The 13607-nt window shown below is 47.5% G+C and carries 8 protein-coding genes and 1 tRNA gene; 3 read left to right on the top strand and 6 right to left on the bottom strand.

The genetic code is table 11. The features are described 5' to 3' along the window. Positions 1 to 47 precede the first annotated feature (47 nt). Positions 48 to 875: a hypothetical protein gene (locus COW20_20095; GenBank protein PIW45434.1), complete on the top strand. Its 828-nt coding sequence runs from the start codon at positions 48 to 50 to the stop codon at positions 873 to 875. A 1-nt stretch (position 876) separates the two neighbouring features. Here COW20_20095 and COW20_20090 read toward each other — a convergent pair whose 3' ends face one another. From COW20_20090 to COW20_20065, 6 genes are all read right to left on the bottom strand, one after another. Next, positions 877 to 1989: a carotenoid 1,2-hydratase gene (locus COW20_20090; GenBank protein ID PIW45433.1), complete on the bottom strand. Its 1113-nt coding sequence runs from the start codon at positions 1987 to 1989 to the stop codon at positions 877 to 879. A gap of 59 nt (positions 1990 to 2048) precedes the next feature. Then, positions 2049 to 2486: a hypothetical protein gene (locus COW20_20085; protein PIW45432.1), complete on the bottom strand. Its 438-nt coding sequence runs from the start codon at positions 2484 to 2486 to the stop codon at positions 2049 to 2051. A 6-nt stretch (positions 2487 to 2492) separates the two neighbouring features. Next, complete coding sequence (locus COW20_20080) at positions 2493 to 4400, bottom strand: hypothetical protein (GenBank protein PIW45431.1); 1908 nt, start codon at positions 4398 to 4400, stop codon at positions 2493 to 2495. Between the two features lie 108 nt (positions 4401 to 4508). Next, entirely contained in the window at positions 4509 to 10769 is a 6261-nt protein-coding gene (locus COW20_20075) for a hypothetical protein (protein PIW45430.1), read from the bottom strand. A gap of 31 nt (positions 10770 to 10800) precedes the next feature. Further along, a complete protein-coding gene (locus COW20_20070; protein PIW45429.1) occupies positions 10801 to 12150 on the bottom strand; it encodes a hypothetical protein in 1350 nt (449 codons plus the stop codon). A 118-nt stretch (positions 12151 to 12268) separates the two neighbouring features. After that, the gene (locus COW20_20065; protein PIW45428.1) at positions 12269 to 12829 is read right to left on the bottom strand and encodes a hypothetical protein; all 561 of its coding nucleotides are present in this window, start codon (positions 12827 to 12829) and stop codon (positions 12269 to 12271) included. A 263-nt stretch (positions 12830 to 13092) separates the two neighbouring features. On the opposite strand from COW20_20065, the gene COW20_20060 reads away from it, so the two are divergent. Both COW20_20060 and COW20_20055 read left to right on the top strand, forming a co-directional pair. Then, positions 13093 to 13164 (top strand) — tRNA-Gln (locus tag COW20_20060). A 161-nt stretch (positions 13165 to 13325) separates the two neighbouring features. Beyond that, the gene (locus COW20_20055) at positions 13326 to 13607 is read left to right on the top strand and encodes a hypothetical protein (GenBank protein PIW45427.1); all 282 of its coding nucleotides are present in this window, start codon (positions 13326 to 13328) and stop codon (positions 13605 to 13607) included.

Below are 13607 nucleotides of genomic sequence, written 5' to 3'. Positions count from 1 at the left end.
GGCCAGAACGATATAATGATCAGAGCGACAAGATAAGGAAAGAACTGATGCCTCAAATCCCACCTCAAAACGGTCAACTGCCGAGCCTCTTACGGGCTGCGGGTTTAAAGCCTCCTTCCAGTCTGTTTAAAGCTGAATTTCCCCAGATTCAGTTGCCGCCCCCTGAGGATCACTTTCAAACCCCAGAAGCGTCTTCTGCAAAAGCTTCTCCCAGTTTGGATTTGTTTTCGTCCGGGCGTCCTTTAATCGGGCCGGGGACCAAGGTTCTGCATATTGGCGATTCGCATACGGTTGGTATTTATGGCCAAGAAATGGATAAACTACTGCGTGCCACGGGGGCTCAGGTGTCAACCTATGGCTCGGCAGGCTCTTCGCCTTCCTGGTGGTTAAAAGGAACGTCTACCCATTCTGGTTTCTTCAGTCGCGATGATCAGGGCAAGGTGGACGCCCCGAAGGATTGGCGCGCGCCTCACCCCACACCCAAACTTCCAGATTTGCTCAAAAAGCATCAGCCCACGGTGATTATGATTTCTTTGGGGGCCAATTTAATCGGCGCAAATGCTGCCACGATTGAAAGCCAGGTCAAAGAACTGGCTGAAATTGCCAAAGCGAGTGGAGCGCAGATTATTTGGGTTGGCCCGCCCGATGGGCGTGAAAGTAAAAAGCCGAATTCAAAACAAACGAATCTCTACAACCATCTCAAGGCTGCGGCCTCTCAGTATGGGGCATTTATTGATTCCCGTCCTTTGACGGAATACCCTGAAAAAGGGGGCGATGGTTTGCATTACTGGGGTACCGAGGGTTCCAAAATTGCCAAATCCTGGACCCATGAAGTTTTTGAGCAAATTCAGGCTTTGCCTCCGCAAGCCAATTGATTCAGGGATAGCCTGTTAATTCAACATAACCAAAGCCTGTGATGCCTTGGGCCTTTATTTTGACTGCGCCTTCCCAATAGGTAAAACCCAATCTGAGTTCCTGGTCTTTTTGAAGGGGTTCTAAGCTCAGTGAGAGTTGATGTGCCGGCACCTCGACTTTCCAGCCTGAGGGATACTGAATACCTGTTTGGGGACTTTTCCAAACACCCAGTTTCGAGATTTTAAAATCTTGAGCAACAAGATGCACCACTTTTCCGTTCTTATCAATCAAACTGCCCGATGAAACAGGATCCCGGCTGCCTGATTTGTTGCGAATTTGATAGAGCATCAATTCTCGCTGATCATCCAATTGCAAGGAAAACCAATCCCAACCCACCTGTTGCTTGGAAAGCACACTGGTACTCCATTCCCGATCCAGCCAACTTAAGCCCTTGACCTCAAATCTTTGAGTCTTCAGCTTGATAAATCCTTGGGTTTTGAGTCGTGTTTGAGAATAATAATAGGAAGCATTGCCCTTTTCAGCACTTTTTTGGCTAAGACCCTGGTTGCCGTGTAAAACGATTGGTTTTTGTGAATCGAGTCGAAAATTCAGTTCAAACGCGTTGGTATTTGCATGCAGCTGAAAACCCGCGCCAGATGCTTTGACTTCCCAATCATTGACCCAGACCCGAAAGGGGGAGGCCTCTGCTCCAGCCTGTGCTTGGGCACCTCTGTTCCAGGTTTCTTGGGCATGAAATTTTTGGGCTTGAATATCACTGAGCGCCAAGTGTGCAAAATAAATTTGGTGGCTGGCCCAGGGATTTGAATTTTGGGGGGTTCCTGGTTTTAGGCCCCGTCTGAAAAAAGTGAGTTGGTAGCCAAATCTTCTTCCCTGAACTGTTGCCAAATTGCCGGTATAGTACCACCACTCTGTCTGAAAATCTGGATGGGGGCCAGAATCCCTTGGAAACTGGAAGGGGATGGGGGCCAAGGCCCGTTTAAAACCTGTATTTTCAGGCAAAGTATTGAGCGCTTTTATGGGGTTTCCCTGGTTTTGGGGCAGACTCCATTCACAGGCTTGCAAAAACAGGCTCAGCAGGAGCACGTAGCCAAGAAAGATTCGAATTTTTTGCATTTTTCTATTATGGCGCTTGATGCAAGCCTTTGTCTTCGATCCGAAACGTGATTTTGAAATCAGAGTTCAGATTGTTCAAGTTTCGTAAATTGGTAGTCGTGGTCTAAGTCATTGGCAAGTGCGAAACCAGAAGTATCGCCCTTCGCCAGACCAGAATTTGGGTTGAGTGGCAAAAGGCTTTGAGACAAGGTTTTCAAGGTGTCTGGTTTGGCACGCCAGGTGAGGCTGATTTGATGATTTCCTGAAAAAATCAAAGCTTTGATCAGATCGACTTGATAACCTGCTTCAAGGATCAGGCTTTCAAACAGTTCAAGTTCTGAGGAATGCTCAAGTATCCACGTCAGACTCAATTCCTTGAGTTCTTCGTACTGGGTTTGAAGCGCTATTCGCAGGCGCTTTGGTTCTACGTGATGACCTGAATAGATCAATTCAGGGGGTGTTGTTAACTCTTCATTTAAAAAGCGAGTTTCGCTCAGCAGGTCTTCATAAATTTGCACGTTGAATCAGTTTCCGGGCACCATATTCTTGGCGTTTTCGAGATAAACCTTGATATCTGCAAGGGTGATACCATCATTCTCATCGCCCCATTCGTCATTGCTGAGTTCCTCTAAATCGCCTATTTTGCGGCTGAGTTCTGCCAAATGGTTTTGAGCTTCCCGAGACGAAAATTCGGGTTTGCGTTTTGCTGCAGAAAGCTCATCTTCTGAAATAAAACCATCCCCATTTCCATCCAGTTTTTTAAAGTTTTTGCTGACAAAATCGTAGAGTTTCTGCGCTTTTCCAAAATCACTGATCTGTTCGCTGACCAGTGGGGCGGTTCGGTTTCTGCCTTCTTGTGTTTGCCATTGTTTTTCCCAAGCGGCAAGAGACTTTCGCGTATTGCCCTTGCCCACCAGGGCCTGGGAACCTCCCAATTTTGCTTTGGCAATTTCGTATTGTTTGCGGTTATTGAAATAGAGTCCTGCCAGGTAGGTCTCGTCCTTATTTCCGACCACCACATCGGTTACATCGGTGGCCGATGCGCTGCCTTTGACGCTGCCATAGGCTACACCGAGATCCACTGAGGCTGATTTTTCAACAGAAACCACGCTGCCAACTCTGAAATACTGAAGTTCTCCTGAGCCCCCATCTTGATCTGATTCCCATTGTGCCTGCAGGGCAATACCCAGGGTCAGTGAAGAGGATTTCTTGCTGCCCTCTGCGCCTTGAATATTCTTTGCGGCTTTTTCCATCACCGACCCAATAAATTTGTCTGCTGCAGCCCCCGTCAAACCCATATCTGTAGCCATCAGACTGAGTTGCAGGCCAATCCCCGCTGTCATGCCCAGTTTTTGACCTTTGGAAAGGGCTGCGACTTCTTCTTTGGTGAAGGTGAGTGAAATATTGCCTTCAATTTTATTGTAGGTACCCGTATTTTCAGGGATCCAAGGATCCTTATCAATATGGAAATGTGTATAGGTTCCAGAGAGTTTGACCCGCTCACCCAGTTTGAGATTGACTTGGGTGGTATCGCTTCTGTCATGGCTGACCACAGACTTTCCTGAAGGGGTGCGATAGGTGGCTGTGGTTGAGCGCCGTTCGAAAGAGGCATCTACTTCGACTTTGCCCAATTTTACTTGTCCAGCGACCTTTCCATAGACAGCTGTGTGGGTGATCGGGCGAACACCCATGGATTTTGTATTGCGTTCCAATTGCGGTAAAAATTGACTGCGTAAATCGGGGGACAATTTTTGGTTGAATTGTTCTAAGAGAAATTGATTGATTTGCTCTTTGTTCTCAAAGCGATAAATTTGGGCAATGGCCCCGCCACCAGCGGCTTTGATTTTGGCATTTTGGGTACTGGCTGCAACCCCGATATCCGCTTGGGCATCGAAACTCAGATAATACAAGCCATCATCTCCCATGGCGACTTTAATGCCTGCGCTGCCGCTGGCTTCTACCCCCAAGGGCCCCCAGAGTCGAACTCCAGCTTCACCCTCCAAGCGGATTTGAACGGCATCACCGGGTGAATCCACAGGATTGAGCACATCGAGAAAATTGCGTGAACCTTTGCCCAGGGTGCGAACTTCTGGATCTTTCATCAAGCTGCGACGGGTTTCAGCATCCAAGTCTGTCGGTTTTGGCTTGGGTTGGGCAGAAGTTTGAGCTGAACCGACGGCAGGGAAGAGAAGGCTATTGGGAGACATTGAGGTACTGCGGGCTTCTTTGAGGGCTGTATTGAGGGCCAGACGACTGGTTTCATCGATTCCCTGTTTTTTTGCTTCTTCAGGTGAGAGCTGAAGATCTTCACCCGTGATTTTTTTTACTTCCTGGAGTGATACCCCATTTTGGTTGCTGTCAGCCTGATTGAGTTTTTTTTGAAGCAGTGGGCTAAAATTGACGCCCTGTTGATTGCCGTATATCTTGCTCACAAATAGATCCCTTTTAAAAACGTGCTCATTTTATTATTTTATACCCAAATAAGAGCAGAATATAACATGCTGGGGAGTGATTTCGGTCAGATTGAGTGGTTTGGCAAATTAAAGGGCGTCGATAGCGCCCTGTCGGTATTTGGTGCGCATTTGCCGTGCAATCAGGTTGTGCCCTTGGTATTCTGGAGCAATCAGATAGGTTTGCAGGGATTGAATCTCCCAGGGCAGATCCGAAAGCTTCTGAGGCAAGGCCTCGAGATAGGGTTGAATCCAGGCTTGGGTTGATTTTTTCTCGACGCCCAAACGTAGATGCAAGGCCTTTCCTTGGGTCGAAATCTGGAAAATCAGGGTTCCCAGGGTATGCGTTTTTACGCTGAGTTGAATTTGTGAGCCACCACTCTTTCCTGAGCCACTTTCTTTCTCTTTGGGGTTTTCCTGAAGACAGATTTCTACGGGATACCCCAGGCTCTGAATATAGGCAGGAATCATCAGCAAGGGTTGCGGTTCAAGTGACTGAGCTGGCCCGCTGATTTGACTCTGAACAGCTTCTGCACTGAGGTAGGTTTGCAGCCCTGAAAGTTGAGCTTGAAGATGTCTGGCTTCCTGCTGAAAACGCTGAAGGATGCGTTTGACTTCTTCCTGTTGATCAGGGGCTTGCTTTTCTATTCGTTGTGCTATTCCGTTGACTTGTCGCAGAATGCGGCCCAGCCAACCTTCTTTTTGATGCGTTTTTTCTCCTCCCTCGGCCTGAAGTTCGGATTCAAGCTTTTCCAGTCGCTTTATAAAGGCCTGTTCTTCTTCTTCCAGTGCTTGTGTCAATGACATTAACCACGGGCCCAATTGGGCTTGTTGAGCGGGTGAAAGAATCGTTTGCAGGTTTTGGAAATAATTGAGAACGGCTTGAATAAAATTTTTGGCTGCCAGGGTATAGGCTGCTTCAGCGGGCAGGGTTACTTGAAGCAGGCTTAAGAGATGGGCCAAAGGTTCTTGAGCAGGTTGCAAAAGACGTTGCGGTTGAAAAGGCATATGCATCAAGGTTTGTAGCTTTTCAAGATTTTGCGGGGTTTTGGGCAAAGGGCTTTTGAGCAGATAGCGCATGCTTTCCAAGGTGTCCTTTGAAACCTCTCCTGGGAATTGTTTTAAGAGTTTGGAGCCTGTCGCCTCTGCTTCTTCGTCCAATTCCCAACCTTGGCCTTGCGCCAGGCTGTTGAGATGGGCCGGTTTGCCTTTCTGTTTCAGCTCGGCTTTCATTTTTTCAATCAAGGTATCACTCAAATACAAGAGAATTTGAGAGATACTTTTGAAACGTTCCTGCGGGGGCAAAAGCCGAACATATTCTGCCATGATTTGAATATGGGCAGGCAATAAAGGCATCTGGCTGCGCAAGAGCATGGCAATAGTATCCAGACGCTCCCGTGATCCCTGGGCTAAATCCAAAATTTGCTGTAAGTTGTCGTTTTGATGCATTGGAATACCCAAAGCCTTCAAATAATTTTGAAGTGCGACGAGATCTTGGGGCATTTCTTGAATCTTGTTAATTTCTTGCAATGCTGACTCGGGCAATTCTTGGGGGAGAAAGAGCGTTTGTTCAGCAATCGGAGTATTGGATTGTGTTTCAGGCAATTGTTTCAAGAGCAGCATCATTCGGGGCAAGACCTGCTGTGTTTGTGCAAGCAATTGTGGCACCTCTTCAGGCGCAAGCAGTTGAGACAGCAGGCTCATGATTTGTACGGGCAAACGTGAACTCCAGGTGCCCAATTCGGGGGGGGCTTGTAAGAGCGGTTTGAGCTCAGCTTCCAGCTCGAGAAAAGCTTTCATGATACTGTCAGAATGGTTGATTGGGCTTGAAAGTTGTCGAATAAACTGACGAATCGTTTGAAGGGCCTGTTCTTTTCCGGGTTTGGCTTGGGCTTGGACTAAACTCTGAGTAAAATTTTGTAAATCGAGGTGCAAAGATTCCAGATCCGTTTGTGGAGCGCGTTGCTGACGATAAATCTCTAAGCTATTCTGTGTTTCTGCAAGGTTTTGAGAAAACTTACTCATTTCCAGAGCAAAGGGGTTCATTTTTTGAATGAAAGCTCTGCTCAACAGAGAGGCATCACTTGGCAAGGCCTGATTTTGAACCAGACTGGTTAATATTTGCTTGAGTTGGGCTGGCAGTCTTCCGAGCCAATCACCTGTACGGGGCAGTAAAATGCCCTCTGCATCAAAAGTATTTTCCAATTCCAGAAAAGCGCTTTGCATTTTCATCAGAAGATCTCGCATGGGATCCAACGTGCTGGGCAAGAGGGGAATCTGCATGGGGAATTGTTTCAAGAGCGTTTGCAGTTCCTGGATCTGTGTTTTGAAGAGCAGCAACCACTGGTGAATGTTCTGAGCTTTGGGGGTTTGGGTAAAAAGAACGCTCAATTGGCTGATGGCTTGCTCCAGTTCATCAAAAACGAGAAATGGGTTGGGCATGGATTGCAGGGTGGCTTGAATTTTATTCAAACTTCCAGGCAAGGGTTGTGCCAAGAATTGAGAAAGTATAGGCAAGCGATTGCCGCTCTCGTTTTTGAGTTCTGGGCTTGGAGCCTGGGCATTTTCTGCGCGCAGTTTCTGGTCGATTAAGGTGATCAGGCGTGGGCTCAGAAAACTGAGAATTTGACTTGCACTTTGAAAGCGGTTTTGGGGGGGGATACCTTTGAGAAAGCTGAGCACCAATTCCGTATTTTCTGGAACCAAGGGCAAGTGGTTCTGATTTAAAAGGGCCAAAGCATCCAGGCGATCCTTGGAACCCCCAGCCAATTGCCAGAGATGCTGTGACAGTGCGGGTTCTGCATTTAGTCCCCATTGACGCAGACGTTCTGCCACCAAAGGCAAGGGGTCTCTTTGATGTGGGTTTTCTGTCATGAAACGCACAAGAACTGTCTGCAAGGCCTCAGCTTGCCCGGTTGTGAGAAATTGTTGCAGGGCCTGTGTGATGCGATTTTGGAGCGTGCCAGAAACGAGCCATTGCTGTTGCGGATAATTGTTTAAATGTTCAAGGGTGGGTTGCAGAATTTGCGGCAACTGGGATAATCTCTGGGCCAGCTCGGGCAGACATGCTTGCCAGGTTTTGAGAGCGGATTGCTGACTGTAGCTGCTGAGCTCAAAATCCTGAATCAGGCGATGCAGATCCATAAAGCCTTGTCGTGCTTCGGGTTCTTCAAGAACGTTTTGCAGTTTTCCTGGCATTTCACCTGAATAAAAACGACTCCAGAGACTTTCAAGCGGATTTTGGGAAACCGATTCCATGCCCAGCGGACGGGTTTGTAAATAGCCTGTAATGACTTCAACAAAGGCCTTTTGATTGTTCTGAGCCAAAGGTTGTGCCCCGGCTGCCAGGTATTGCTCTAAGGCTGTTTGCAGAGCCGGTTGAATTTTTTCGAGTTGAAGCACCGTCAGTTGGGGTTGGGTTTGAATCAGCTGGCTGACCTTGGGCAATAATTTTTCCAGCGTTTCGGTGCGTTCGGAAAGTTGGGCCAGCAACAAGAGGCTTTCTCGCGTGATCTGTTTTTGCTGAGGGCTGATCAAGGATACGTTTTCAAGGCATTGATCCACCCAAAGGGTGGGATGGAAGGGTTGGTTTGGTTGCTCAAGTTTTGGCAAGGCAGGATGGCTGCTGGTTTTTGAAGCACTCACCAGGTTGGTTTTTTGTGTTACAGGCTCGCTTGCTTGCGCTTTGGCTGTTTGTGGCGCTGAATTGGCAAGGGGGGTGGCCTGCAAACTCGGAAGTGATTTTGACATTTTTTCTGGGGCCATCCAACGCAAATCTGCCATCACGCGTGGCAAGAGATAGGCTTGCCCCCCTTTGTCGAGTTGTTGACCGATCACATGCAGGAGCTGCTGTTGACTTTCCTGGCTGAGGACCTGACCCGCAGGGGGCGCCCATTGGGAAAGACTTTGTTTTAAGAGAGGACTGAGGTGCTCTGCACGTTGCAGCAGGGGAAGCACGTCTGTTTGATTGAAACGTTTTTCCAATTGCTTGAGCATGGGCTCGTTTAAGCCTGTTTTTTCGGCCAAAGTCAAAATCTGTTGCAGTGCATTGCGGGCCATGGGCATTTTCTCAAGCATTTTGACTGTGTTTTCAGGAAGTTTGGCCAAAAGAGCGTCAAACAGGGTATTTTCAGATTTCTGAACGTCTTGATTTTGGGGGAGCGGAGTCGTAAGCTGGGTTTCAGGTAACTGCCAGTCTTCGGGCTGCATCCCTTCTACGCTTAAGGTGACCGGTCTTTGCCATTGTAAACGTTGAATCAGCTCAGGCATCAGCTGAAGATCAGATCCTGTTTTTAAAACTTTGGCATAGGCTTGCGTCAATTGCATTTTGCTTTCAGCTTTTAGGCTGCGATCCGTTGGGATTTGCAGTGTATCCACTGCAGTTTTAAGACCTGATCTGATCTTCTCAGCCATTTCCAACGCTTGGCTGGGCTGCAATCGGAAGGCTTGTTGTAAACGGGGCATGAGACTGTTGAGTGTTTCGGTTCTCTCTGCAAGGCTTTGAAGCAGGAGAATCGATTCTTTGGCTGGTATCGATGCTTTTTCTAGGTGCGGACGAAATGCTGACAGGGGACCTTTTAAAAGTTCAAGCCATTTTTGATTTTGAGCCCGACTGAGCTGCTCTGGTTGATTTTCCTGGGAATCAAGATCTGTCAGTCGGGTTCTTAATTTATCATTGATCTCAAGACCCAAACGTTCAAAGAGTGCTTCGGGGGGCAAGGCGCGTTCTTCAGGCGTTAGCTGTATCAAGGCCTGTTCCAAACTCTCCAGGGCTTGAGGTTGTAAGGCTTTTCCCTGGGCCAATTGCAGGGCCATGGCCTGGGCTTTGAGGGGATTGCCCTGAGCACTTTGCACCAATTGTTGGACCATGAGTTTACTGGCTGGCAGTCCAAATTTCTTTAAAAGCTGAGTGACTTCTTCGTGCAAGGGGTGAATATCAGGGGCTTCGTCATAGGCTTTTGCAATTTCTTCTGGCGTTAGAATTTTGACTTCTTCGCGTGCCATGGCTTTGTAGAGGGGGGATTTGCTGCGATCTGGGTTGCTGGGCAAAGGCGCTTGTTGAGCGGGCAAGCCGGTTGCCAATTTACCTTTTCCGCCTTTAAAGTTTGGAACAAACTGGGTTTGAAGCAAAAGGGGATCATCTTCTGAAAGAGGCGTCTCAATCAAGGGGGTATTCAGACTTTTTTGTCCCTGATTCATCTGTTGGATTTTTTGGCCCATGATATAGTGCAGAAGTTTGCGCAAAATACTGGGCCGAAGGTATTTTTCGTAGGTTCGCAGGGCGTCAGTGACGACCTGCATTAAATTGGTTTCGGGCATCAGGCCTGCTGTTGCAATTAAAACAGCCGCTTTTTGAAAATGGTGGCTTGAGTCCCGCAGACGATGCGAAGCCAACAACAACGACTGCACCATGGACTGGTGAAGCGGCAATTTATTTTCATACATCAATTTTTGGACATCTGCTTCTTCAAGTGGAATATAGCGATTGCCCTCTTCATTCTTCAGCGCGCGGGAATGGGCGATCGAATGTTCGACCTGTTCAAGATCGGGTCTGAAGACACCTGCTTCACGTTTGGGGCCCAGCGGATAGTCTGCGCCAGCTTGTTGCAAGATCGGGTTTAATTCCCCAGGAATACCTTTGCTGGGGTTGATATGTGCGCCTCCCAGTTTCATGCGCAGTTTATTAACCGCATTGTCAAGCAATTTACGGTGGCTTTGCGCTTCGTCCGTCTCTTGTGCTTTTGCTGACAATTTTTCGTTTTGTTTTTCGCTGCGTTCATTCAGCAGCTTTGAGAGTTCAGGTCTGATCTTTGCCTTGGCTGAGGAAAGCTCAGGCTGTTTCTGGTCCTGTTCTTTTTGGCCCTCCTGTTTCAAAATTTTAGCTTTTTCGACCAGCTTGTGCTTTGATTCGTGTTTCAGTAGTTTTTCCACATGTTTTTGGCTGATGTCTTGAAGCCGTGAGGTATAGACCTTGTTGTAGCCCTTGGTATCCTCAAGCATTTCATCGGCTTTTTCGGCCAATTCTTCACGGACTTCATTGACATTGCGGATATAGTCTTCAGAGGCCTGTCGGTTGCGTTCTCTTTGTTGCGCGGCGCGTCGGTCAATATATTCGTTGGTATTTTGTTCTTCCTGACGTTTTCTCAGCGCTTCTAACATGCCCGTCATGCCAGGATTTTCCTGGTTTTGAGCCTGAGATTGAGGGGTTGAGGTCTGCTGTTGTTGAGGAGATGAATCGCGTTTTTGTTCTTCATCCGTAATGGCTGTTTCGCGCTTGAAACGCTGATCTGGCCCCAGTTGTGTAATTTTTACATCAAAAGGGTTTGAGCCAATTTTATTGATTTCACCCATTGTTCAAGTGCCCTGAGCAAAAGCGGCTCATTTAACCTGACCGTTTGGTGCCACTGGTAGAATCAGAGTCAGTGGGTTGAGGCGGATGACTGGAGTCAAGGTGCCGATAAGGAATGGGGTGGGGATGGCAGGCATAATGCAACTCAAAAATTTCGAGCAGATTTTGCACCAAGGTTTCGGCTGTATTTTGTGCGGGCATGAGCGAACGTAGGGTGAGACTGGTTTCACGTCGATGCAGCGGATCCATCAACAATTGAAAGGCCTTTTGGGCAATTTCAAGCGGGTCTGTGTTTCCAACAATCTCAGGCACCAAGAGGCGCTCTGCTTTTTGGTTGGGAATGGAGACAAAACGCAATTTTTTGAGGATCTGATGAATCAGAAGGCGTTTCAATGCGGGGCCGAGGAGCGGCAGGCGGCAGAGTTGCCCGCCGAGGCCTTCGACGGGCAATACTTCTGGTTTATTGAGCGGCAGAATGACGACCATGGGGATCCCCAAAATTGCTAGTTCTGCAGTATTGGTGCCTGGGAGTGTAATGCTCAGATCTGAAACCTGAAGGGCATTGTGGTTCCAGGTGGGGGGTACGACTTGTATTTTATTGCCTTGGGGTGTCACGATAAAGGTGCTGTTGCGATCATGTACAATTTTGCCGGGAACACCCCCAAGTACTGAAATATAGCGCGGATCCTGAACTGCTTCACGCAATTGCGCCAAAGGTGTAAAGGGGGATTGGGGCAAAATAAACTGAGTTTCAGGTAAGAGATAACTCAGCTCATCTGCGATTTTAAGCATATAGGAAGTTGAATACAGTACTTTTAAAGGCTTGCTGCCCGGAAGCAGTGAAACCACTGGCATGGATTGGCTCAGATTGAGCTTGTTACGGGCATCTGTAGATGACAGGGTCGGATGCACTGAGTCGACCATCAGATCACCGACGGTGACGAGTTTATGGGCAGGAATTTTGTGTTTGCGATGCTGGGTATACAATCCCTCATCCCGTAAAAGAAAGCGTTGAACCTGGCTGGGCCATTGGGCAAGCTTTTCGGTATAAACCACAACGGGAAAACGCGTTCTCCAGCCCAGACTGACTGAAAAAAGCTGATCGCCTCCGAGGTGAAGAATGACCCCTTCACGCGCCAAAACCACATGGGGGGGGAGTTTTCCCGTTAAGAGAAAATGGGTGGTTTCAGAGGGGAGAAGTACACTGGCACCTAAAAAACGGCTGCTGACCTGGGCCTCATAACCACTGCTGTGGGGACAGGGTACCAGTGCGATAATAATTCTGGCATGTGGAACAAGATTGCGAAGTTTTTCTACCACAGGTTGAACCCAGGCAGCTATTTCACCTGGGCCATTGGTTGTAATAATGATATTCAGGTCCAAATGAGTGCCCTTAACCCTGTTCTTTGGACTGATGCAGAATTGCATCTCTGTTTATGGTAACAAATTTAGACCCGATAAATATATGCTTATGGATTATTTTTTCAGAGAAATGGCGTGTTTATAAAAACAAATCGGAGCTCAGGCTTTGAGCTTGTACTGCCGGAGGAATCGACCAATGTAGTTCATCATGATTCATGGGGTTGATCCCGCGCCAGTCCATTTTCAGGCTCACACCCGGATCCAATTGGAAAGCTATCGCGGTTCCTTCACTTGGAACAGGGGGAAGGGGATTGAATTTTCCTAAACGGTAATAGACCCGATGGGTTGAACCTTGGGAGATTTCCAAGCTTTCAAAATACAAAAGGCCGTCTTTTCCCAATCTGACTGGGCCTGTGGCTGTTGCGAAAGTTTGGGTCTGGTTCGTATAAAAAAGATAGTTCCTGGCCGCAGAGTTCCGGTTATCATAGGTTTTGCCCAATAATGAACGCACCTGCATGCCCATTTCTGCGTGTTTTAGGCTATCTGTGCTGGATTTTAAAAAATAGCCTTTAAAAGTTTCAAGGATTCTGGGACTATTTTGGGCGCTAACCCCTGTTTGCGGAAGGGTTGGCGTTAAATTTGTCTGTGCGCTACAGGCCGCAATGATAAATATGAGTGAGATGGGAAATGCTTTTTTCATCTGGAAGGCCTCGATATCTAATTGAAAACTTATAAAAATATAAATATTTATCTGATTTTTTAAGTTTATTTTTATTCCTAAGACTTGTCAAGTAGGGCTTGGGGCCTTTAAAGGCAAAGATTACTCAGGCTGGGGCTAAATATTTTTCGTCTTCGCGAGGCTATCTCCTTGTTCACTGAAAGACCTGTGGTAAAATTGAAAAGTGCATTTAAAGCACAGGTTCTTGAACCTGTCGGCGTACGGTTCTCCGTCGCAATTTGCCCAGGGGTGTCGCCAAGCGGTAAGGCATCTGATTTTGGTTCAGACATACCGGGGTTCGAATCCCTGCACCCCTGTTTATAAAAATAAGCTCGCATCAGCGGGCTTATTTTTTTCGTTTTCTTCTCAAATTCCACGCAAAATTGCTCAAACGAGACCTGCATCACTGAAGTGTGACTCGGATCGCTTTTATCCTAAAAACAGTTCTTCCCCCACCCTGTAAGGAGAGATTGTGTCAATGAAACCCGTGCTCACATTGGAAAAGGTTTTGAATGATGTTCGCCAGATTGATTTTCGTGCCAAAGTTTTGCCCAAGTCTTTTCAGATCAAAGGGGTAAAAGGGCCCGAAACCCTCCAGGAAGTAGATTTGCCCACCTCCCAAATTGAAGCCCACCTTCAGAACCGACGTGAAACCGTTTCTCGGGAAATCGACAGTCTGATCCGACAACTTCATCCTTTGCGTATCTTTTTGCGTAAGCAATTAAAAAATTGGTTTTTGCAGGTTTTTTGGATACAATAG

The sequence above is a fragment of the bacterium (Candidatus Blackallbacteria) CG13_big_fil_rev_8_21_14_2_50_49_14 genome (assembly GCA_002783405.1).
Lineage (GTDB): Bacteria > Cyanobacteriota > Sericytochromatia > UBA7694 > UBA7694.
Note: the sequence above shows the minus strand (reverse complement) of the source record. Positions and strands in the feature narration are given on the sequence as shown.

Bases quoted from the DNA above. Each gene is read 5' to 3' on its own strand.
- COW20_20095 (PIW45434.1), top strand. From the start codon at position 48: ATGCCTCAAATCCCACCTCAAAACGGTCAACTGCCGAGCCTCTTACGG.
- COW20_20090 (PIW45433.1), bottom strand. From the start codon at position 1,989: ATGCAAAAAATTCGAATCTTTCTTGGCTACGTGCTCCTGCTGAGCCTG.
- COW20_20075 (PIW45430.1), bottom strand. From the start codon at position 10,769: ATGGGTGAAATCAATAAAATTGGCTCAAACCCTTTTGATGTAAAAATT.
- COW20_20065 (PIW45428.1), bottom strand. From the start codon at position 12,829: ATGAAAAAAGCATTTCCCATCTCACTCATATTTATCATTGCGGCCTGT.
- COW20_20055 (PIW45427.1), top strand. From the start codon at position 13,326: ATGAAACCCGTGCTCACATTGGAAAAGGTTTTGAATGATGTTCGCCAG.